Source organism: Microbacterium sp. gxy059 (assembly GCF_050958665.1).
Classification (GTDB): domain Bacteria; phylum Actinomycetota; class Actinomycetes; order Actinomycetales; family Microbacteriaceae; genus Microbacterium.
Genome location: NZ_JAMXWT010000007.1, coordinates 83,230 through 103,915 on the forward strand (window position 1 = coordinate 83,230; position 20,686 = coordinate 103,915).

21 protein-coding genes and 1 tRNA gene are annotated in these 20,686 nt (G+C 73.8%); 12 read left to right on the top strand and 10 right to left on the bottom strand.

Going from position 1 to position 20,686, the window contains the following annotated elements; genetic code table 11:
* The first annotated feature begins 39 nt into the window (after nucleotides 1-39).
* The gene (locus NHL53_RS06250; RefSeq protein ID WP_433775988.1) at nucleotides 40-921 is read left to right on the top strand and encodes a PfkB family carbohydrate kinase; all 882 of its coding nucleotides are present in this window, start codon (nucleotides 40-42) and stop codon (nucleotides 919-921) included.
* A gap of 727 nt (nucleotides 922-1,648) precedes the next feature.
* On the opposite strand, the gene NHL53_RS06255 is transcribed toward NHL53_RS06250, so the two are convergent.
* Both NHL53_RS06255 and NHL53_RS06260 read right to left on the bottom strand, forming a co-directional pair.
* Complete coding sequence (locus NHL53_RS06255) at nucleotides 1,649-2,848, bottom strand: alanine racemase (protein ID WP_433775989.1); 1,200 nt, start codon at nucleotides 2,846-2,848, stop codon at nucleotides 1,649-1,651.
* Nucleotides 2,849-2,903: 55 nt separating this feature from the next.
* Nucleotides 2,904-3,893, bottom strand: a complete 990-nt coding sequence (locus NHL53_RS06260; RefSeq protein ID WP_433775990.1) for a sugar kinase — start codon at nucleotides 3,891-3,893, stop codon at nucleotides 2,904-2,906.
* 160 nt (nucleotides 3,894-4,053) lie between these two features.
* Between NHL53_RS06260 and NHL53_RS06265 the strand changes: the two genes are divergently transcribed.
* Nucleotides 4,054-4,788 carry an IclR family transcriptional regulator gene (locus NHL53_RS06265; RefSeq protein ID WP_433775991.1) on the top strand — a complete coding sequence of 245 codons (735 nt, stop codon included), beginning with the start codon at nucleotides 4,054-4,056 and terminating at the stop codon, nucleotides 4,786-4,788.
* 307 nt (nucleotides 4,789-5,095) lie between these two features.
* On the opposite strand, the gene NHL53_RS06270 is transcribed toward NHL53_RS06265, so the two are convergent.
* Nucleotides 5,096-5,614 carry a hypothetical protein gene (locus NHL53_RS06270; RefSeq protein ID WP_433775992.1) on the bottom strand — a complete coding sequence of 173 codons (519 nt, stop codon included), beginning with the start codon at nucleotides 5,612-5,614 and terminating at the stop codon, nucleotides 5,096-5,098.
* Nucleotides 5,615-5,807: 193 nt separating this feature from the next.
* The gene (locus tag NHL53_RS06275; RefSeq protein ID WP_433775993.1) at nucleotides 5,808-7,244 is read right to left on the bottom strand and encodes an MFS transporter; all 1,437 of its coding nucleotides are present in this window, start codon (nucleotides 7,242-7,244) and stop codon (nucleotides 5,808-5,810) included.
* Between the two features lie 40 nt (nucleotides 7,245-7,284).
* Between NHL53_RS06275 and soxR the strand changes: the two genes are divergently transcribed.
* Nucleotides 7,285-7,761: a redox-sensitive transcriptional activator SoxR gene (gene soxR / locus NHL53_RS06280; RefSeq protein ID WP_433775994.1), complete on the top strand. Its 477-nt coding sequence runs from the start codon at nucleotides 7,285-7,287 to the stop codon at nucleotides 7,759-7,761.
* Nucleotides 7,762-7,764: 3 nt separating this feature from the next.
* Here the strand turns inward: soxR and NHL53_RS06285 are convergent, their stop codons facing one another.
* Together NHL53_RS06285 and NHL53_RS06290 are read right to left on the bottom strand one after the other, a co-directional pair.
* Entirely contained in the window at nucleotides 7,765-9,108 is a 1,344-nt protein-coding gene (locus tag NHL53_RS06285) for an FtsX-like permease family protein (protein WP_433775995.1), read from the bottom strand.
* A complete protein-coding gene (locus NHL53_RS06290; RefSeq protein WP_433775996.1) occupies nucleotides 9,105-9,815 on the bottom strand; it encodes an ABC transporter ATP-binding protein in 711 nt (236 codons plus the stop codon). Before NHL53_RS06290 ends, NHL53_RS06285 begins: the two co-directional genes overlap by 4 nt.
* A 407-nt stretch (nucleotides 9,816-10,222) precedes the next feature.
* Here NHL53_RS06290 and NHL53_RS06295 point away from each other — a divergent pair, with 407 nt between their 5' ends.
* The 4 genes from NHL53_RS06295 (at nucleotide 10,223) to NHL53_RS06310 (ending at nucleotide 13,817) form a co-directional block, all read left to right on the top strand.
* On the top strand, nucleotides 10,223-10,912 hold the full coding sequence (locus NHL53_RS06295; protein ID WP_433775997.1) for a sensor histidine kinase: 690 nt from the start codon (nucleotides 10,223-10,225) through the stop codon (nucleotides 10,910-10,912).
* Nucleotides 10,909-11,583 carry a response regulator gene (locus NHL53_RS06300; RefSeq protein WP_433775998.1) on the top strand — a complete coding sequence of 225 codons (675 nt, stop codon included), beginning with the start codon at nucleotides 10,909-10,911 and terminating at the stop codon, nucleotides 11,581-11,583. The genes NHL53_RS06295 and NHL53_RS06300 overlap by 4 nt, the downstream gene beginning before the upstream one ends.
* A gap of 153 nt (nucleotides 11,584-11,736) precedes the next feature.
* The gene (locus tag NHL53_RS06305; protein ID WP_433775999.1) at nucleotides 11,737-13,170 is read left to right on the top strand and encodes an AAA family ATPase; all 1,434 of its coding nucleotides are present in this window, start codon (nucleotides 11,737-11,739) and stop codon (nucleotides 13,168-13,170) included.
* Between the two features lie 2 nt (nucleotides 13,171-13,172).
* Nucleotides 13,173-13,817, top strand: coding sequence for a hypothetical protein (locus NHL53_RS06310; RefSeq protein ID WP_433776000.1), 645 nt, complete (start codon nucleotides 13,173-13,175; stop codon nucleotides 13,815-13,817).
* Between the two features lie 4 nt (nucleotides 13,818-13,821).
* On the opposite strand, the gene NHL53_RS06315 is transcribed toward NHL53_RS06310, so the two are convergent.
* Together NHL53_RS06315 and NHL53_RS06320 are read right to left on the bottom strand one after the other, a co-directional pair.
* On the bottom strand, nucleotides 13,822-15,147 hold the full coding sequence (locus NHL53_RS06315) for an FtsX-like permease family protein (protein WP_433776001.1): 1,326 nt from the start codon (nucleotides 15,145-15,147) through the stop codon (nucleotides 13,822-13,824).
* Complete coding sequence (locus NHL53_RS06320) at nucleotides 15,144-15,884, bottom strand: ABC transporter ATP-binding protein (protein ID WP_433776002.1); 741 nt, start codon at nucleotides 15,882-15,884, stop codon at nucleotides 15,144-15,146. Before NHL53_RS06320 ends, NHL53_RS06315 begins: the two co-directional genes overlap by 4 nt.
* A gap of 114 nt (nucleotides 15,885-15,998) precedes the next feature.
* Here NHL53_RS06320 and NHL53_RS06325 point away from each other — a divergent pair, with 114 nt between their 5' ends.
* Together NHL53_RS06325 and NHL53_RS06330 are read left to right on the top strand one after the other, a co-directional pair.
* Nucleotides 15,999-17,282, top strand: a complete 1,284-nt coding sequence (locus tag NHL53_RS06325) for a sensor histidine kinase (RefSeq protein ID WP_433776003.1) — start codon at nucleotides 15,999-16,001, stop codon at nucleotides 17,280-17,282.
* A complete protein-coding gene (locus NHL53_RS06330; RefSeq protein ID WP_433776004.1) occupies nucleotides 17,263-17,940 on the top strand; it encodes a LuxR C-terminal-related transcriptional regulator in 678 nt (225 codons plus the stop codon). The genes NHL53_RS06325 and NHL53_RS06330 overlap by 20 nt, the downstream gene beginning before the upstream one ends.
* A gap of 33 nt (nucleotides 17,941-17,973) precedes the next feature.
* Here the strand turns inward: NHL53_RS06330 and map are convergent, their stop codons facing one another.
* On the bottom strand, nucleotides 17,974-18,765 hold the full coding sequence (gene map, locus NHL53_RS06335; RefSeq protein WP_433776005.1) for a type I methionyl aminopeptidase: 792 nt from the start codon (nucleotides 18,763-18,765) through the stop codon (nucleotides 17,974-17,976).
* A gap of 64 nt (nucleotides 18,766-18,829) precedes the next feature.
* Between map and NHL53_RS06340 the strand changes: the two genes are divergently transcribed.
* Nucleotides 18,830-19,129, top strand: a complete 300-nt coding sequence (locus NHL53_RS06340) for a helix-turn-helix domain-containing protein (RefSeq protein WP_433776006.1) — start codon at nucleotides 18,830-18,832, stop codon at nucleotides 19,127-19,129.
* Between the two features lie 58 nt (nucleotides 19,130-19,187).
* Here the strand turns inward: NHL53_RS06340 and NHL53_RS06345 are convergent.
* Nucleotides 19,188-19,271 (bottom strand) — tRNA-Leu (locus NHL53_RS06345).
* Between the two features lie 144 nt (nucleotides 19,272-19,415).
* Between NHL53_RS06345 and NHL53_RS06350 the strand changes: the two genes are divergently transcribed.
* Together NHL53_RS06350 and NHL53_RS06355 are read left to right on the top strand one after the other, a co-directional pair.
* The gene (locus NHL53_RS06350) at nucleotides 19,416-20,156 is read left to right on the top strand and encodes an FhaA domain-containing protein (RefSeq protein ID WP_433776007.1); all 741 of its coding nucleotides are present in this window, start codon (nucleotides 19,416-19,418) and stop codon (nucleotides 20,154-20,156) included.
* Nucleotides 20,153-20,680, top strand: a complete 528-nt coding sequence (locus tag NHL53_RS06355) for an FHA domain-containing protein FhaB/FipA (RefSeq protein ID WP_433776008.1) — start codon at nucleotides 20,153-20,155, stop codon at nucleotides 20,678-20,680. The genes NHL53_RS06350 and NHL53_RS06355 overlap by 4 nt, the downstream gene beginning before the upstream one ends.
* The last annotated feature ends 6 nt before the right edge of the window (nucleotides 20,681-20,686 follow it).

The following is a 20,686-nucleotide window of genomic DNA, read 5'->3' on the forward strand; positions in this document are numbered from 1 at the left end:
CCGCACCGGGGCGACAGCATGCAGCCGAAGGAGGAAAGCGTGACCGCACTCATCATCGGAGAGGCTCTGCTCGACGTGACGCATGAACGGGGACGGTCGCTCGCCGTCCCTGGCGGCTCGCCAGCGAACGTCGCCCTCGGTCTCGGACGCCTGGGGCGATCGCCCCTGCTGCACACGAGCATCGGCGACGACGACGCCGGTCTCCGCATCCGCGCTCACCTCGAGACCTCCGGCGTCGCCGTCACCCCGACCAGCATCGGGACCGCCTCCACCTCTCTCGCGCATGCGCGCCTGGCCGATGATGGGGATGCCCGGTATGACTTCGAGATCAGCTGGGATCCCGCGGCGCCGCCCGTCGAGAACGCCGAGCTCGTACACGTGGGCTCGATCGGGTCCTGGCTGCTGCCGGGATCCGCGACGGTCGCAGCCGCGCTCGCCGATGCGAGGGAACGCGGTGCCGTCATCACCTACGACCCGAACATCCGGCTGTCCATCGCCGCCGACGAGGAGACCCGCCGACGCATACTCCGTTCGGTTGCCGCCTCGGACCTCGTGAAGCTGAGCGACGAGGATGCCGCCTGGCTCTTCCCCGGCCTCGATCCCGATGCGGTCCTCGACGAGATCCTCTCGAGAGGGCCTCGACTCGCCGCCCTCACTCTGGGCGGGGACGGGGGGATGCTCGCCTCCCCGACGCACCGCGTCACGTGCCCTGCGGTCGCAGCCCGCGTAGTCGACACGATCGGCGCGGGCGACACGTTCATGACGATGCTCGTCGACGCGCTCATCTCCTCGCCGGGACTGCTCGCGGGCGGCGACCCCGCCGCTCTCGGACGAACGCTGGAGCGCGCGCTGAGGGGCGCGGCCATCACGGTGTCGCGCGCGGGAGCCGACCTGCCGTGGCTGGCGGAGCTGCCTCGCTGACCAGCCCGGATCATGCGATCCGCGTACCCGGATGGGCTCGCAGCGCCTGAGTCGCAGAAGCGCACCTGAACTCCGCCCTGATACGTGCGTTCCCGCGATCCGGGGCGCACGGGCCCGGCTGAGTCGCAGAAGTGCACTCCGGGAGGCGCGGGATCCGTGTCCTTCACGCACCCGAGAGGATCCGCCCGGCCCAGGTCGCAGAAAGGTACCGCGAACCGCCCCTGGCAGGCGCGTTACGCAGACCCGAAGAAGCCCGCGCCGGCCCGGGTCGCGGAAGCGCCCCGGGAGACGCGCGATCCGTGCGATTCGGCGGCCCGAAGGCCGGCGCCGCTCCGCGGGGGGCGGCACGGACCGTGCGGGCGAGGGATCCGAGGGCGCGACCCCCGAGAGCGCGGCCTCGGGAGCACGCGGCCCGGGAGGGTCAGGCGCGCAGACGAGGGAGCCTCCGAGAGAGACCGTGTCTCGATTTCTGCGGGAAAGGCGGCCGCTTTCCCGCAGAAATCGAGACACGCCACCCCGCCCCGCAGACCATGTCTCATGACACGTGGGAAAGAACGCGCCATTCCCACCCGAATCGAGACACGCTCTTCCCGGCACGCGGTCGCAGCCGCTGCACGCGGGCACCCCGCTCCGCACACCATGTCTCACGACACGTGGGAAAGAACGCGCCATTCCCACCCGAATCGAGACACGGTGCCCTCGGCGCCCCACCGCACCCGCCGCACCCTCAGAACCAGGTGTCGACGACCTCCACGATCCGGTCCTCGTCATCGAGGATCGGGAGCGCCCGCCACTTGTCGAACGCGGTGCACGGGTGCGAGATGCCGAAGCGCACGAGGTCTCCGGGGCGCAGCGCGAGCTCCTCGTCGAAGCGCACGTACCCGTGCTGGTCGTCCAGCGCGGGGACGCTCGCGCGCCCGTCGACGGCGATGACGGATCCGTCGGGCCGGCGCACGGCGAGCGGGGTGGGGAGCCCCTCGTCATAGGGCGCGTCGCGCTTGCCCATCGCCACGATCGCGAGTCCAGGCTCCGGGGCGGAGACGACGTGCGCCCACACCTCGACGGCGGCGGCGAGCCGCCCCTCCTCCGGGATGCGGTTGAACCCGGTCTTGCCGACGTACACGCCATCATCGTGCGAGAGGTAGGCGCCGCTGCGCAGCACGACCTGCACGCCCGCGTCGCGCGCCCAGTCGTCGCCGAGCTCCGCGCCGACCCGGTCGAAGTAGGCGCTCCCGCCCGCGGAGACGATCGGCGTCTCGGGGAGCGCGTCGCGCAGGCGGCCCACGACGTCGCGCACCCCGTCGAAGTAGGCGGTGACGTCGGCGACGGTCTTCAGCGCGCCCTCGTACGACGAGACGCCCCGCAGCGCGAGACCGACGGCCCCGTGGGCGCGGCGTCCGATCCGCTCGGCCTCCTCCCGGGTGCGCACGCCCGTGCGCCCGCCGGAGAAGCCGATGTCGACGAGCACCGGCAGCGTCGCTCCCGCGGCGAGCGCGGCGGCGGAGGCCGCGGCGATCCCCTCGTCGGAGTCGACGAGGAAGAGGATCTCCCCCGCCCCTCCGGCGGCGCTCTCCGCGGCGATCCAGGCGAGGGTCGCGGGGTCGAGCACCTCGTTGGCGATGAGGATCCGCTCCACGCCGAACGCGCGGGCGACGCGAGCCTGCTGTCCCGAGGCCACCGTGATGCCCCACGCGCCGGCGTCGAGCTGCCGCGCGAACAGCTGCGGCGACATCGTCGTCTTGCCGTGCGGCGCGAAGGCCAGCCCGTGCCGCTCGGCGAACGCGGCGAGCTGGCGCACGTTGTTCTCGAGGGCGCTCTCGCGCAGCGCCATGATCGGGAAGGCGATGCTGCCGTCGAACAGCGACCGCTCCCCCTCGTGTTCGGGCCAGAGCCCCTTCGCGGCCCAGGTGGGCATCTCCTGCGTCATCGTTCCTCCCTCCGGCGGGCGGCGAGCGCCCGCGCGTGCGGTGTCGGTCGTGGGGTCACGGCAGCGTCTCCGCGTCGGCGAAGCGCAGCCGTGCCCACGCGTCGTCGTCGAGGCGCGCGAGCTCGCGGATCCGCTCGGCGGGCACGGTGGGCGGGGTGTCGCCGCGGTGTCGCAGGGCGCGGGCCGCCATGACGTGCCCCGTGCGCAGGCAGGTCGCGGGATCGGATCCCGCGAGGTGCTCGGAGAGGAAGCCCGCGGCGAAGGCGTCGCCGGCGCCGACGGGCTCGACGACATCGACCGCGGGCGCGGGGACGTGCACGCGGTCGTCGCCGATCCAGCAGGTCGCGCCGATGTCGGCGTCCTTGACGACGAGCACGGCCGGCTCGGGCAGGAGGGCGCGCACGTCGTCTGCGTCCTGCGTGCCCCACAGCACGGCGGCCTCGTCGCGCCCGACGAACAGGATGCCGGCGCGGCGGGCGGCGGCGAGCAGCGCGGGCGCGGCGTCGTCGACGCTCCAGAGGCCTGGCCGGTAGTTCACGTCGAAGCTGACGGTCGCGCCCGGGGTGTCGAGGATCGCGTCGACGAGCGCCGCGCACGAGGCGGAGAGCGCGGGCGTGATGCCCGTCAGGTGGCAGACGCGCCGCTCGGGGACGCGCAGCGCCGCGAGGTCGTCCGGACCCATGCGCGAGGCCGCGGACCCGTCTCGGTAGTAGAGCACCTGCGTGCCGCCGCCCGCGGAGTCCTTGAAGTAGATGCCCGTGCGCGCGCCGTGCTCGGGCGCGACGGCGGCTTCGACGCCGCGCGCGGCGAGGGCGTCGAGGATGCGCCGCCCGAAGGGGTCGGCTCCGAGGCGGCCGAACCACTCGACGCGGGCGCCCAGCTGCGCGAGGCTGATCGCGACGTTCGACTCGGCGCCCGCGACGTGGAGGTCGACGGCGTCGGCGATCCGCAGGCTCGCGTCGGCCGAGGCGAGCAGCACCATGGCCTCGCCGATGCACAGCGCGGGAGCCGGGGCCTGCGGGGGATCCGCGTCGATCTCCGTCACATCTCCTCGTATCGTTGCATATGTTGCAATCACTGTTGCGTATAGTGATGCAGAGGCGAGTATAGGAGTGGGCGGGAAGCGGGGTCAAGAGCGCCTCCGCGCCCGGCGCGCGCCGTGACAGCATGAGCGCACCGCTCGGAGGACGACCTGAGGAGGCACGATGTCGCAGACCATCCAGCGCGCGACGGAGCTCATCGAGTTCATCGCGGAGGATCCGCGCACCCTCGCCGAGGCGGCGCAGCGCTTCGACGTGCACCGATCGACCGTGTTCCGCCAGCTGCAGACGCTGGAGAGGGCGGGCTTCCTCGTGCACCGCTCGGACGGGCGCTACGCCATCGGACCGCGGTTCATCGCGATCGCGCAGCAGGCGCTCGACCGCATCGACCTGCGCCGCGTCGCGCACCCGCATCTCGCGGCGCTGCAGCGCCGCGCCGGCTGCACCGTGCACCTCGCGCAGCTCGTCGACGACGGCATCGTGTACGTCGACAAGATCGAGGCCGCCTCGGGCGTGCGCATGTACTCGCGCATCGGCCGCACCGTGCTCCCCCAGGCCACCGGCGTCGGGAAGGTCATCCTCGCGCAGCTCGACGGCGACCGCCGCGACCGGATCCTGCGGGACGTGGAGTGGCGCGCCTACACGCCGACGACGCTCACCAGCCGCGCGGCGCTCGACGCCGAGCTCGACCGGATCTCCCAGCGCGGCTGGGGCGTCGACGACAGCGAGTTCGAGGAGTTCACGAACTGCATCGCGGCCCCCGTGGCGAGCTCGTCCGGCGCGGTGGTCGGCGCGATCTCCCTCACGTCGCTCCGGGCGCTCCACGACCTCGACGCGCTGCGCGCCCACCTCGACGACCTGCTCGAGACCGCCGGCCGCGTCTCCGCGGATCTGGGCTAGCGGGATCCCCGGCGCGCGAGCATCTCGGAATCGCGCGAGCATCTCGCACGATGCGCAGGATCCGCGGATCCTCGACGGATTCCGAGACCGCCAGCACAAGCGTGGGCCCCACCCCGAACACCCCGAAAACCACGCGAGCACCTCAGCCGAAAGCCCCGCACCGCCGCGCCCCACAGGATCCCAAGAACGCCCGCCCCCTCCCGAGCATCTCGAAATCGCGCGAGCATCTCGCACGATGCGCAGGATCCGCGGATCCTCGACGGATTCCGAGATGGCCGGGCAGGCGCCGCAGGGGCGCACCCGCGCGTCAGCCCGCGGCGCGATTGAGTCGGCGCATGCGGCCGAGCCTGGCGAGGGTGCCCGGCCCGAAGTCGTTCGGGGTGCCGTCGACGCTCAGCACGGCGAGCCCCGTCCGGGGGTCGTAGACGACGGGCAGCGACGCGCCCTCGACGACGGCGTCGCGCTCGGACGGCGGCACCTCCTGCCGCGCGAACGCCTCGAACGTCGCGTCGCCCGAGCCGGCCTCGGGCACGACCCGCATGCGCAGGTCGACCGACCGCGAGGCGGCCGCCTTCTCCGGGCCGCGCGCCTGCGCCGACGAGATCGTCGCGCGCCCCTGACGCCCGTCGCGGTGCAGACGGACGACCAGCATGCCGCGCACCCAGCTGCGCAGCACCATGCAGACGATCCCCGCGAGGAGCAGCCACCAGTTCCCGCGGGTCGGCGCGTCGTCGACGAACGTCGCGAGCAGCACCCACACCGCCCATCCGGCGATGAGGGCGCCTCCGGCCCACGTGAGCACCCGATGCATCCACACGATCGTCATGGCTCCATCCTCTCGCGCGCCGCCGGGTCCCCACGACTTCGCGGCATCCGCGCCGGATGACGCGGACGTCGCGACGACATGAGGACATCGGACGCGGACGTCGCGATGACGCGGAGGCCCCGGGGCAGGCCCGGGCCGCGTCGCTCCCCCGCTGCACGCGCCGGGCGCCGACGGGCCAGAGCGGATCCGCCCCTCAGCGCCGCGGGAGGTGTCGCAGGCCCAGCGCGATCGCGACGATGCCGAGGGCGCCGAGCACCGCGATCCCCGCGCCCATCGTCGCGGATCCGGCCGCGCCCGGACCGCCCACGGCGACGAGCACCCCGACGAGGGCCGACGAGAGGGCGTTCGCGATGAGCTCTGCGGTGCCGACGCCTGCGGCCGCCTTCGCCCCCTCGACGGGATCGTCGGTGCTGTGCATGGCGGCGACACTGAGGTGCGGGAAGGCGATGCCGACGCCCGCGCCGGCGACGACGAGCCCCGTGACCCACAGCGCGATCTCGACCCCGGAGGGGTCCGCCCGCTGCGTCACGGCGAACAGCGCCAGGCCCGCGGTCATGAGCACGGGGCCCGCCACCATGAGGCGCCGACGGGTGCGGGGGCGGTCGACGCTCGCGCTGAACAGCTGCACGCCGCTCCACCCGACCGACACCGTCGCGCCGAAGAGCCCGGCGACGAGGGGCGTCATGCCCGCGAGCTCCTGGCCGAACCGCGGCAGGAAGATCTCGACCATCGCGGCCGCGCTGAGGATGCCGAGCACGAGGTAGAGCCACTTCAGCGGGTTGCCGCGCCGGTACGCGATGTGCGGCAGCACGGGCGACGCCGACGCGCGCTCGATCAGCACGAAGACGACGCCGAGCGCGAGCCCGGCGCCGAGCGAGGCCGCCGTCGGCCACCCGACGGGCACGACCGCCGCGACGCTGAACGCGGCAGCGGCCAGCACGAGCGCGACGAGCGACGCGGCGGGGAGGCGCCCGATGTCCTCGGCCGCGCCCCCTCCCGCCGGCAGGCCGCGCACCGACATCACGCCGAGCACGACCGAGACGACCGCGAGCAGCCAGAAGGCGCCGCGCCAGGATCCCCACTGCGCGAAGAGCCCGCCGATAGCCGGGCCGACGAGCGTGCCGAGGCCCCACATCGCCGACACGAGTCCCGTGGCGCGGGTCCAGAGCCGCTCGGGGAGGGCGCTGCGGATCACGGCGTACCCCAGTCCGGCGAGGAGGCCGCCGCCGAGCCCCTGCAGCACCCGGGCGGCGACGAGCACCTCCATGACGGGCGCGAGCCCGGCTCCGAGGGATCCCGCGGCGAACAGGAGGAACGCGACAAGGTAGGCGCGAGCGGCGCCCCAGGCGGCGAGCGCGCGGGCGACGAGCATCGACGCGAGCACGGAGGCCACGAGGAACCCCGTGGTGACCCAGGAGAAGTAGGCCGCTCCCCCGATGTCGGCGACGGTCGATGGCAGCAGGGCCGCCGTGATGAACGTGTTCATCGCGTAGACGGCGACGCCGCCCGCGAGCACGAGGGAGGCGGTGAGGTGGCCGGGCCGGAACAGCTCGCCCCAGGTCCCCGCGGCCTGCCGCGGGGCATCGGAGGGCACGGGAATCTCGGCCGTGCCTGTGTCTTCTTCGCTCATGCCGGCTACGCTAGAACCTGAACAATTGTTGAGGTCAACCATGAGCGATGAGAAGCCCGTCCCCACCGATCTCCTGACGGTCGGAGAGGTCGCCCGCCGCACCGGCGTCGCGGTCTCGGCCCTGCACTTCTACGAACGGCAGGGCCTCATCTCGTCCACCCGCACGCCGGGCGGCCAGCGCCGCTACGCGCGGCACGTGATCCGCCGCGTCTCGGTGATCCAGGTGGCCAAGCGCATGGGCATCCCCCTCGCCGAGGTCGGCGAGGTGTTCGCCGACCTGCCCCAGGACCGCATGCCGGGCAAGACCGACTGGCGCCGCATCAGCGAGCGCTGGCGCGGGCGCCTCGAGGTCCGGCGCCGCGAGCTCGAGCGGATGGAGCGCGAGCTCGTCGAGTGCATCGGCTGCGGATGCGTCTCGCTGCGCAGCTGCCGCGTGCTCAACCCGGACGACGAGCTCGGCACGGACGGATCCGGACCGCGGCTGCTGCCCGAGATCCAGCCCGACGAGCAGGGCTGACCGTCACTCCCCTCGCGCGGGCGCGGCGAGCACCCGACGCAGCGCGGGAGAGGCGACGGCCGCCCCCGCGCGGATGAGGAGCAGCCCCAGCGCGAGCACGGCGACGATCGCGACGACGAACAGCGGCGCCACCGCGACGGCGATGAACACGAGCGGGAACGCGAACGCGACGGCCGCCGCCGCGGATCCGATGACGGCGACGGCCGCCGGCAGGGTCGCGCGCAGACGGCGCGCCCGCTCGAGCCGCGCCCGCGGCATGCCGATGCGGTCGAGGGCGACGTGCAGCTCCCGGCCCTCCAGAACCGCGGCGGTCTGCGTGATGGCGGCCTGGCAGGCGACGATGAGGAACGCGACCGCGACGAGCACGACGAGCATCGTGCGGGCGTCGCCGAACAGGAGCAGCTGGTCCTCGGTCATGATCTCGCGGCTCTGGCTGCGCGCGATCGTGTCGAGGTACCCGAGCAGCGACCCCGCGGGGATGAGGATGAAGGTCGCCAGCGCGAGCGCGGACACGCCGCGCCAGGCCGCCCGCGGGTCGTCCTCGATCCCGCGTGCGGCGACGAGGCGCGCGGGATCCGGGGTGCGCCGCGCGACGAGGCGCGCGATCGCCGAGCAGGCGAACGGACCGACGACGCCCAGGACGGCCATGAGCGCGAGGACCGCGAGCCCGAGCGCGCCGATGGCCGCGGCGACGCCCCAGCTCGGCGAGACCGTCTGCACGACGAGCACCGCGCCGCCGAGCACGGCGAGCGCGACGACGACGCGCAGCCAGCTCAGCCGGGGCGCGTCCTGGCGCGTGCGCACCCCGAGCGGCGAGAGCACCACGCGCCGCAGGCCGAGCAGCGCGCTGAGCGCCGCGACGAGCACGAGCGCGGGAGGGATCCCGACGATCAGCCACCAGGGCAGGCGCAGCTGCAGGGGATCCAGCGGGCGCCCGAAGACGGAGAGCAGGCCGAGCGCGGCGGGCAGCGCGAGGGAGGCGACGGATCCGGCGAGCACGCCGATCCCCGCGAAGAGGGTCGCCTCGGCGACCGCCAGCCGGCGCACGCGCCCGGCGGTCGCGCCGAGCAGCCGCAGGGTCGCGAGCCGGTCGTCGCGGCTGCGAGCGCCGAGCCGCGCGGTGGCGGTGCCGAGGGTGGCGAGCGGCACGAGCAGCACGCCGACGAGCCCCGCGGCGAGGATCGGATAGCCGATCTCGTCGGACGGGACGCTCCAGAAGGCGCGGGCGAGCAGGGCGACCGCGAAGGCGAGCAGCGTCGTCGCGGCGGAGGCCGCGATCTGCAGGGCGGCAACGGTCGCGGACTGCGCACGGGGGCGCGTGAGCAGGAGGCCGGCGCGGACGCTCACGACCCCTCCTCGATCCGGCCGTCGCGCAGCCGCACGACCCGGTCGCAGCGGGAGGCGACGTGCTCGTCGTGCGTGACGACGAGCACCGCCCGGTCCGGTCCGCGCCCGACCGCGAGGAGCGCGTCCAGCACCTCGTCGGCGGTGTGCGAGTCGAGCGCCCCCGTCGGCTCGTCGGCGAAGACGATGCTGGGGTCCGGCGCGAGCGCGCGGGCGATCGCGACGCGCTGCGCCTGACCGCCAGACAGCGCCCCGATGCGCCGGCCCCCGAGCCCGTCCAGCCCGAGCGCCCGCAGCTCCTCCTCGGCGCGCTGGGCGGCGTCGGCCCGCGAGGAGCCCGCGAGCAGGAGCGGCAGGGCGATGTTCTCGGCCGCCGTCAGCTCCGGCGGCAGCATGCCCTGCTGGAAGACGAAGCCGAAGCGGCGCAGCCGGAGCGCCGAGCGCTCGTCGTCGGAGAGGGCGGCGAGATCGTCGACGCCGTCTCCGTCCGGGCGGCGGAGGATCACGGCCCCGCTGTCGGCCGGGACGATCCCGGCCGGCGCGTGCGGGAGGGTCGACTTCCCGGATCCGGAAGGGCCCATGATCGCGACGGCCTCGCCGGGGCGGATGGACAGGTCGGCGGCGGCGAGCGCCTGCGTGGCGCCGAACGTCTTGCCGAGGCCCTCGGCGCGCAGGAGCCAGCCCGCTCGGGTGGTCGGAGAGGCGGTCATGGCGGTTCCCTTTCGCTCGGCGTGCGCGTCCTCTCATGCTCGGATCCGGGGCGGGCGCGCCGACACCGCCCGCGGGTCCATCCCGGGATCCGCGGATCTCCACCCGCGGGTGGTGGCCGCGCGGGGGCGGGACGCCTACGTCGTTCGAGAGCCCCGCACGGGGCGAGGAGGGGAGGAGCGATGGTGGCGCCTGCGGCCGTGCGCGACGACTTCGCGCTGCCCCGGCCGCGTCTCGCGCGCTGGTTCGCGGATCGGCCGCGCATCGCCGACGCGCTCGTGATCCTCTCCTGCACCGCGCCGACCGTCGCGGCGCTGCTCCTCGTCCCCCGCCTCACGCCTGGCTCGGGTGGGCGTGCGCGGCGGGCGTCGCGGTCGCGTTCTGGTGGCGCCGGTCGCATCCGCTCGCCGTGCTGCTCGTCGCCGTGTCGCTGGCGGCGCTCAGCCCTGTGGCCGCGCACAGCCCCCCGCCGGCGCTCTTCGAGAGCGTCTTCGCGGTCTGCGCCCTCGCGGCCGCCGTCCGCCTCCCCGTCGCGATCCTCGGCTATCTCGCGGGCGAGGCCGCGATCTTCGCGGTCTGCGGCGTCGGGATCCTCCTCGGCCTCCGCGGCGACTGGCCGGTCGTGCTGCTCCAGCCCGCGACGCTCGCGGCGCTCGCGCTGGGCGTCGCGGTGCGCGCGAGCCGGGCCGGGCGGGAGGCGATCGAGCAGCTCGTCGCGCTCCGCGAGGAGCGGGCGGCGGCCGACGTGCGGCTCGCCGTCGAGACCGATCTGCCCGAGGATCCCGCGCTGCGCACGACCGTGCACCGCATCGTGCAGGAGTCGCTCACGAACGCGCTCCGGCACGCGCAGGGCGCCACGTGGGTCGAGGTGAGGATCTCCCGCGAGCGCGAGCTGATCGCGGTGTCGGTCGTCGACAACGGGCGCCCCGCGCCGCGCCGCCGGAGCCCGGGCGCGGGGGTCGGGCTGCGCGCGATGCGCGAGCGCGCGGAGGCGTTCGGCGGCGAGGTCGAGGCGGGGCCGGTGCCGACGAGCGAGGGCTCGCCCGACGGCGGGTGGCGCACGCGGGCGTCGTTCCCCTGCGGGGAGGCGGTCTCGTGACGGGCCGGATCCGGGTGGTCGTCGTCGACGATCAGCCGCTCGAGCGGACGGGCATCGCGCTGATCCTCGACTCCGCCGACGGGATCGAGGTGGTCGGCGAGGCGGGCGACGGGGTCGAGGCGGTGGAGGTCGCGGCGCGCACGGAGCCGGACGTCGTGCTCATGGACGTGCGCATGCCGCGCCGGGACGGCATCGAGGCGACGCGGATCCTCGCCAGGCGCCGGCCGGCGACGCGCGTGATCGTGCTCACGACGTTCGACCTCGACGAGTACGCGTTCGGCAGCCTGCAGGCGGGCGCGAGCGCGTTCCTCCTGAAGAGCACGCGGCCGGAGGCGCTCGCGGACGCGGTGCGCACGGTCGCGGCGGGGTCCGCCGTCGCGGCCCCGCGGCTCACGGCGGAGCTCATCGCGCACTACCTGGACCCGACGCGCGCGCCGGAGCGCGCGCCTGCGGCCCTCCCGCCCGGGTTCGGGGCGCTCAGCCCGCGGGAGCGCGACGTGTTCCTCGCGATCGCGCGGGGGCTCAGCAACCCCGAGATCGCCGACGAGCTATTCCTCGCGCCGTCGACGGTCAAGTCGCACGTCAACGCGATCTTCGCGAAGCTCGGCGTGCGAGACCGCGTGCACGTCGTGATCCTCGCCTACGAGCACGGGCTCCTGCGCGGGGCGTGAGCGGGCGCCGAAGACGTCCCGGCACCACCACGGCCAAGTGTCGGAGGACCCGCGGCGGATGCCCACGCCGCTCGACCACCTCGACCGTCACTCCGGAGCTACGCGATCCGCTATCCGCTCCCTCATCGGCGAAGAGCCCCGTAAACTGCCGCCATGCTGACGCGACTCGAAGCCACGGGGTTCAAGAACCTGCTCGGGTTCAGCGTCGACTTCGGCCCGTACACCTGCATCGCCGGGCCGAACGCCGTGGGCAAGTCGAATATCTTCGACGCCATCGAGTTCCTCTCCGCCCTCGCGGACGAGACCTTCATCGAGGCGGCGCAGTCGCTCCGCGGCGACGCCGGTCAGGTTCCCACGGACATCTCGTCGCTGTTCTCGCGCCGTAGGGACGGCACGTACCGCGACATGGAGCTCGCGGTCGAGTGCATCGTCGATGCCCAGGTGACCGACGACTTCGGGCGCGAGGCTACCGCGCAGTCCACGTTCCTCCGCTACGAGATCGGCCTGCGATTCCTGCCTCCGGGCGACGAGCCGTTCCGGTCGCCCTACGGCATGGTGCAGCTGCTGCGCGAAGATCTGACCTACATCAAGTCGGGCGAGGCGATCGATCGGGCGCCGTGGCTCCGAGGGCGGAAGGCCTTCCGCGACTCGGTCGTGTGGAACAGGCGGAAGACGCCGGGCGGATTCATCTCCACCACCGAGACGGACGATGGGCTCACCGCCATCGCCGTCCATCAGGAGGGCAACCAGGGGCGCAAGAACACGTCCCCCGCGGCGCGCGCCCCGCGATCCGTCGTCTCGACCGTGACCACGGTGGATCAGCCGACGATCCTCGCCTTCCGCCGGGAGCTGCAGAGCTGGCGCACGTTCGCGTTGGAGCCCACGGCGATGCGCGCGCCGGACGGATTCTCGGCGCGACAGAGCATCGGAGCAGACGGCGCCCACATGCCCGCGACCCTCTACCGCCTGGCGAGGCAGCGCGACGACGACGTCGAGTCGCTCGTCGCCGACCGCGTGAGCGACCTCGTCGATGTGCGCTCGGTGTCGGTCTACGCGGATCCGCAGCGCGACGTCCTGACGCTTCGAGCACGGCTGGGCGGCTCCGACGCCGACTTCCCCGCGAAGTCGCTGTCGGACGGAACGCTGCGCTTCCTCGCCCTGAGCACGGTCCTCTTCGACGCCGACAGCCGCGGCGTGATCTGCATGGAGGAACCGGAGAACGGCATCCACCCCGGGAAGCTCGAGGGCATGGTCCGGCTGCTGCGCGACCTCGCCGTGAGCACCGATCAGCCCGTCGGACCGGACAACCCCCTCCGTCAGGTCATCGTGAACACGCATTCGCCGCACATGGTCTCGCTACAGAACGACGAGGAGCTGCTGGAAGCGGCTCCGGTCGCGAAACGCGAAGACGACGGCAGCGTCCGCACGGTGCGGCTGCTGGCAGCGCGCGGCACGTGGAGGGACGACGTGCCGGGAGGCGAGCGCTTCATGCGCTCCCGTAGGGCGCTCATCGACTACCTCAGCTACCCGCCGGACGCACCGCAGCAGAACATGCTCTCAGGACTCACGCCGACGGTCGCGGGGTAACCGTGCGCACGGACTACTGCCAGTTCGCCCTGCTGTGCGAGGGTACGAGCGACGCCCCGCTCGTCACGGCCCTCGAGACGCTGCTCGTCGAGGCCGGATTCGACGAGGTGTACGGGGAGGCGCACACGAAGCGCGGTTCGGTGGAGGATGCGCTCGCGGAGATGGCGGAGAACCGCGACTCCTTCCACATCGTCTTCGTACACAGGGACGCCGATCGAGCAGGGCGGGAGGCGCGCACGTCGGAGATCGCGCGCGCCGCGGCGAACATCGCCTGGGCGGAGGGCGACGAGCCGCGCATCGTCCCGGTGATCCCTGTCACGATGACCGAGGCGTGGCTGCTGCTCAACGAAGCGGAGATACGCGCGGTCTGCGGGAACCCGCGGGGATCCGAGGCGCTGGATCTCCCGAAACCACATGAGATCGAAGGGATCGCCGACCCGAAGGCGGTCCTCTTCGACGTGCTGCGACAGGCCGCACCGCAGGGCGGGCGACGACGGCTCACGGTCCAAGCGCTGAGCGCGTGGAGATCCCACCTGGTCGAACGACTCGACGTACACGGGCGCGTGCGGAGCCTGGGCGCGTGGCAGGCACTCGAAGACGAGATCGCCGCCGTCTGGGACGAGCACCGCGGCGTACGCCGCCCGTGACCCCCTACACCCCCGCGAGCGTTCGCGGGATCGGCCGGCGCAGCGCCGCGGCCGTCGGCGCGACGGTTGCGACGAGGAGCAGCACCAGCCCTCCGGCAGCGACGAGCGCCATCGGCGCGAACGCCACCCGAGGCCACGCGAGCCCGAGATGCCCGGCGATGACGGCGCCGTCGATGAGCACGGCGAGCGCCCCGAGGAGGGCCGCCGTGACGGCGTAGACGACCGCCTCGTAGACCGCGGCGAGCACGATCGTCGCGTGCGTGGATCCGGCCGCCTGGATCAGTGCGAACTCCCGCTCGCGCGCCCGCCCCGACATGAAGACGGTCGCGGCGGCGGCGACGGCCGAGAGCAGCAGCGGCCCGCCGAGCAGCAGCACGACGCCCTCGGGCTCGAGGCCGGCGTCAACGCTCTGCGCGGCCGCGATGCTGTCGGCCATCGTGGCGAGTCCTCCGGCGAGCGCGACCGCCACCATGAGCGGGCCGATCGCCGCGGTCGACCGGCCGAGCCGGTGCCGCGCGGCGTGCCGGGCGAGGAACCAGGCGGCCGACGCCCGGACGGGCGCAACCGCGGTCCACGCCCGCAGCGCGAGGGGGAACGTGAGCGGGCCGGCCGCCGCGAGCACGGCGGCGATCAGCGGGGTCATCAGGATCGCCTGCCCCGAGAACGCCGAGAGCGACGCGGATCCGTCGAGGCTCGCGCTCACGAGCACGACGGCCTCGCACAGCAGGAGCGTGAGGATCGAGCGGATCCACCCCATCCGCACCCGCGGGTCCTCGGGTTCGCGCAGCGCCTCGATCGGGGGCGTGCGGCCGGCTCGCCGGGCACCGCGGAACCCGCCCGCCACGACAACACCCACCTCGACCGCGACCGTCGCGCCGATGCCGGCGGGCCCGATCGCGGGCACGACGTCGCCCATGCCCGTCCAGTCGCCGAAGACCCAGCGGAACAGCTCAGCGAAGACCGGTCGGGCGAGCAGCGCGCCGACGAGGGCACCGAGAGCGCCCACGATCGCGAGCTGGGCCACCACCACCGCCATCACCCGCGCGGGCCGGATGCCGACGAGCTGCCAGAGCGCGTAGCTGCGGCGCTGCAGCGACACGGCGAGGTTCGCAGAGGATCCGATGACGACGAACGCCGCGATCGCGGTGAACATGATGACGGCCGCGCTGGCGCTCGCGAGGCCCTCCTGCACCTGCCCGCCGTACCGGCCGCCCGTCTCGAGCAGGCCCGCGGCCACGGCGCCGACGAGCCCCGCGGCGACCATCACGGCGAGCGTGCCCGCCCACACGCGGGCGTGCGCGGCGAGATCCGTCAGCACGAGGCGGATCATGCGCCGGCCCTCGCCTGCGTGAGGGCGTCGAGCACCTGCCGAGGCGACGGATCGCGCAGCTCGCGATGGATCTCGCCGTCGCGCAGCACGAGCACGCGGTCGGCGAGGGCCGCGGCGTCGAGGTCGTGCGTCACGACGACGACCGACCGGTCACCCCGCGCGACGTCGCGCAGAAGGCGCAGCACCTCGGCCCCCGTCGCGGTGTCGAGGGATCCGGTCGGCTCGTCGGCGAAGACGATGTCGGGACCCGCGGCGAGCACCCGGGCGATCGCGACGCGCTGCTGCTGACCACCCGAGAGCTGCCCCGGGCGGTGGCCGGCCCGATCCGCCAGCCCGACGGCGGCGAGGGCGCGATCGGCCGCGCCGCGATCCGCGCGCCGCCGCGCCAGCCGGGCGGGGAGCGCGACGTTCTCACGCGCGGACAGCGACGGGATGAGGTTGTACGACTGGAAGACGAAGCCGACGTGCTCGCGACGCAGGGCGGCGAGCGCGCCCCGCCCGAGCGATCCGAGGTCGCGTCCGGCGAGGCGCACGGATCCCGCGTCGTACGGCTCGAGGCCCGAAAGGCAGTGCAACAGCGTCGACTTGCCGGAGCCGGAAGGCCCGACGATGCTCACCATCTCGCCCGGGGCGACGTCGAGCGAGATGCCGCGCAGCACCGGCACGCTCGGCTGGCCCTTCGCGGCGGCGGGGAACGTCTTGCCCAGGCCCGCGGCCTGGATTCGGGGTTCTGTCATGCCTCCATCCGACGCGGCGCCGCGGCCGCGCACGAGAGAGCGGGAGGGAGACCGGGGGTGGAGCCAGCTCTACTCTTCCGCCCGGCGCGCGCCGCCGCTCCGTAGGGTGACGGCATGGGATCCCCGACCGTCTGGCACGCGCTGATGCGCCCGCCGTGGCGGTTCCTCGCGAGCCGGTGGCCGTGGCTCGCGCTCGTCTACCTCGCGGCGAGCGCGGCGCTCGGGCTGGTGCTGCTGCCCGTCGCGGTCGCGACCCTCCTGATCCTGCCGCTCTGGGGCATCGCGATCGGGGCGCTGGAGCGCCGGCGCACGCGGATCCTCGGGTTCCTGGTTCAGCGCTCCGGTCACGTGCCGCTCGCCGCGGAGCAGCGGCCGATCTGGCTGTCGGTGCGCATCACGGAGGGCGCGACGTGGCGCGAGACGGCCGCGCTCGTCGTCGACGTCGTCGCGGGCCTCGCGGCCGTCGTCGTGCTCTTCTTCGAGGCCGTCATGCTCGCGGTGCTCGTCGCGATCGCCGTCTTCGGGGCGCGGGGCGGCGGACGGATCCACCTCTTCGGCGACGTGCGCCCCGAGATCGGCCCCGGCACCTGGTGGCCCGTCGTGCCGCTCGCGTTCGTCGCGCTCTGCCTGTTCGGCTACGCGAACGCGCTGCTCGCGGCGGTGCAGGCCTCGGCGCTGCGCGCGCTGTGCGGGCCCCGGAACCGCGAGCTGGCGCGCAACGTCGAGCGGCTGCTGCAGTCGCGGGCGACGCTCGTCGAGGCGTTCGAGGCCGAGCGGCGGCGCATCGAGCGCGACCTGCACGACGGCGTGCAGCAGGAGCTCGTGACGCTCGCGGCGCGCCTCGGCATGGTGAGCATCGAGCTCGACGACCTCGCCGCCCGGGGTGCGGACGCCGCCGCGGCGAGCGCGGCGCTCGGATCCGTGCAGTGCCAGGCGGAGCGCGCGATGGCGACGCTCCGCGACACGGTACGGGGGATCCACCCCGCGCTCCTCGCCGATCACGGGCTCGCTGCCGCGCTCGACGACCTGGCGAGCAGGGCGCCGCTGCCGCTCGATCTCGACGTCGCAGGGCTCGGGCGGCTCCCCGCGCCCGTCGAGACGACCGCCTACTTCCTCGTCACCGAGGCGACCACCAACGCGGCCAAGCACGCGAGCGCGACGCGGCTGACGGTGCGGGCGCGGATCGCAGACGGCGCGCTCGTCGTGACGGCCGCCGACGACGGCCGGGGCGGCGCGGACGAGACCGTCGGCACGGGCCTGCGCGGCCTCCGCGAACACGCCGAGACGCTGGGCGGCGCGTTCTCGGTCCGCAGCCCCGCGGGCGGCCCGACGATCCTGAGCCTGTCGCTGCCCCTGACGCACGAGGGGGTCGAGCGCGATGCGGCTGCTGCTCGCTGAGGACTCCGCGCTGCTGCGCGAAGCTCTGACGGCCCTCCTGGAGCGCCTGGGCCACGAGGTCGTCGCCACCGCCCGATCCGCTCCCGAGCTGCGCGCCGTCTTCGCGCGCCTCATCCGCGACGGCGCCCGTCCCGACGTCGCCGTGACCGACGTGCGCATGCCGCCGGGCGACAGCGACGACGGCCTCCGCACGGCGCTCGCGATCCGCGCCGAGCACCTCGGCCAGCCGGTCCTCGTGCTGTCGCAGTACATCGCGGGCGCCTACGCGCGCGACCTGCTGACGCTCCCCAAGGGCGGGGTCGGCTACCTGCTGAAGGATCGCGTGAACCGCGTGCGCGACTTCACGGCGGCCCTCGAGACCGTCGCGTCGGGCGGCACGGTCATCGATCCGGACGTCGTGCGGCACCTGCTGCGCGGATCCGCGCCCGGCCCCCTCGACGCGCTCACGACCCGCGAGCGCGAGGTGCTGGAGCTCATGGCCGACGGCGCCTCGAACACCGGGATCGCCGAGGCCCTCGTGCTCTCTGACGCGGCCGTGAGCAAGCACATCGGCAGCATCTTCGCGAAGCTCGGCCTGGGCCCGGTCGAGGAGAACCGTCGCGTCCGCGCCGTGCTCACCTACCTGCAGAACACCCGCGACGGCGGGCCAGGTCGCTGACCACGAGGCATCTCGACTCGGCGCCCTGCCGCGTCACGAGCGGGCTGCGAGCCGAGCGGGGAGCGTGAGGATCTCCGCCCCGTCGTCGGTGATCGCGATGGTGTGCTCGCTGTGCGCGGCACGCGCGCCCGTCGCGCTGCGCAGGGTCCACCCGTCATCCGGGTCGGTGATGAGGCGGTCGGTGTCCTCCATCACCCAGGGCTCGAGCGCCAGCAGGAGGCCGGGACGCAATCGGTACCCGCGCCCGGGTCGCCCGGCGTTCGCGACGTGCGGGTCCTGGTGCATGGTCGAGCCGATGCCGTGCCCGCCGAACTCGGTGTTGATGAGGTACCCCGCACTCGAGAGCACGCGCTCGATCTCGTGGGAGAGGTCGCCGAGGCGCACCTCCGGGGCCGCGACGGCGATGGCGGCGGCCAGCGCCTGCTCGGTGGCGGCGATCATCGCCGCGTCGCCCGGGTCGCGGAGGCTCCCGACGACGAAGCTGATCGCGGCGTCGGCCGCGATGCCGTCCTTCGTGACCGCGAGGTCGAGCGTCAGGAGGTCGCCGTCGCGCAGGCGGTAGTCGCGCGGCATGCCGTGCAGCACCGCGTCGTTGACCGCCGTGCAGATGTGGTGTCCGAACGGGCCGCTCCCGAAGGAGGGCGCGTAGTCGACGTAGCAGGAGACCGCTCCGGCGTCGTGGATCATCTCCTTCGCCTGCCGGTCGATCTCGAGGAGGTTCGTGCCGACCCGGCATCGGGCGCGGAGGGCGTCGAGGATGTCGCCGACGACCCGGCCGGCGACCCTCGCCCGGTCGACCTCGGCGGGGGTGAGGATCTCGATCATGCGCGCACCTTCCGGGAAGACCGATAATTATACCGGTAATCCTATACCGGGATAGAATGAGCGCATGGTCAGACTTCCCCTCACCCCCGAGGACGTGCGGCGCGGGGAGCGCCTCGGGGCGCTGCTGCGCCGCGAGCGGGGCGCCCGATCCATGCTCGACGTCGCCCTGGACGCGGGCATCTCGCCGGAGACGCTGCGGAAGATCGAGTCCGGCCGCGTCGCCACCCCCGCCTTCACCACCGTCGCCGCGATCGCGACGGCGCTCGGACTCTCCCTCGATGCCATCTGGTCGGAGGTCGACGGCGCCCGCGATCAGCAGGCCCACCCGAACGCGGGTCGCGAGCCGCTCCTCGCGCCCCGGTAGCATCCCCGCAACGCAGAAGGCCCCGGATCCACCAGGATCCGGGGCCTTCTCGTTCGTGTGCGCGAGGGGGGACTTGAACCCCCACGTCCGTCAGGACACTGGCACCTGAAGCCAGCGCGTCTACCGATTCCGCCACTCGCGCAGAGAACGCGTTCGCGAACTCAACTTCCCGAAGATATCACGCCCGCCGAGCCGCACGCCAATCAGGCGCCGCCCGCGGGTGTCCCGGAATGTCAGGGCGGGCGGTTAGCATGACGCATACCTCTTCCCGACCCCGAGGAGAACCGTGGGATTGCTTGACAGCTTCGAGCGAGGTCTCTCGCGCGCCGTCAACGGCGCGTTCGCGAAGACCTTCCGCAGCGGCATCCAGCCCGTCGAGATCGCCTCGGCCGTGCGCCGGGAGATGGATACGAAGGCCGCCGTCGTCAGCCGCGAGCGCATCCTCGCCCCCCACAGCTACCGCGTGCGCCTCAACCCGTCCGACGCCGAGCGCATGGCCGCGCTCGGCCAAGCTCTGCACGACGAGCTGCGCGCCATCTCGCAGAAGCACGCGACCTCGCAGGGCTACAGCTTCGCGGGCCCCCTCAGCATCCAGCTGCTCTCCGACGAACAGGTCTCGGCCGGCACGATCGACGTCGACACCTCGCAGGTCTCCGACGACGTCTCCTGGCAGGCCGTGCTCGAGATCGACGGCCGCCGGCATCCGATCACGCACGCCCGCACGGTCATCGGCCGCGGGTCCGACGCCGACATCACGATCCCCGACGCCGGCACGAGCCGCCGCCACGTCGAGATCCTGTGGGACGGCGCGCGCGGGATGATGCGCGACCTCGGATCCACCAACGGCTCCTCCGTCGACGGCCAGAAGGTGAAGCAGTCGGGTCTCGCCGACGGCCAGACGATCACGATCGGCCGCACGCGCATCGTCTTCCGCGTGATCCCGGAGACGCGCCAGCGCGCACCGCGCCTACCGCAGCAGGCCGACGCGACGCAGATCATCGACGCGTTCGAGGGGGGCCGACGATGAGCTCCCTCACCCTGTTCATCCTGCAGTACGGCTTCCTGCTGCTGCTGTGGCTGTTCATCTTCATCCTCATCTTCTCGCTGCGCTCCGAGGTGTTCGGCGGCCGCGTGCGCAAGCTGCCCGAGAGCGCCGCGCCCGCGCCCCCCGCCGCCGTGCGCCCGGCCGGGCCCGACGCAGTCACCCAGGCGCACCAGGCCGCCGCGCCCGTGCGCGCCGAGGCCACCTCCCGCTCGGTGGGCCGTCTCGTCATCACCTCCGGCCCCAAGCAGGGGCTCGAGCTGCCGATCGGATCCGAGCCGCTCACGATCGGGCGCTCCAGCGACTCGGGCCTCGTGATCCGCGACGACTACACCTCGAGCCACCACGCGCGCCTCGTGCGCTACGCCGACCAGTGGATGCTCGAGGATCTCGACTCCACCAACGGCACCTTCCACGACGGACACCGGGTCGCGCCCCGCTCGCCCGTGGCGGTGCGCATCGGCGCCCCCATCACGGTCGGGCAGACGACGTTCGAGCTGAGGAAGTAAGCGCCC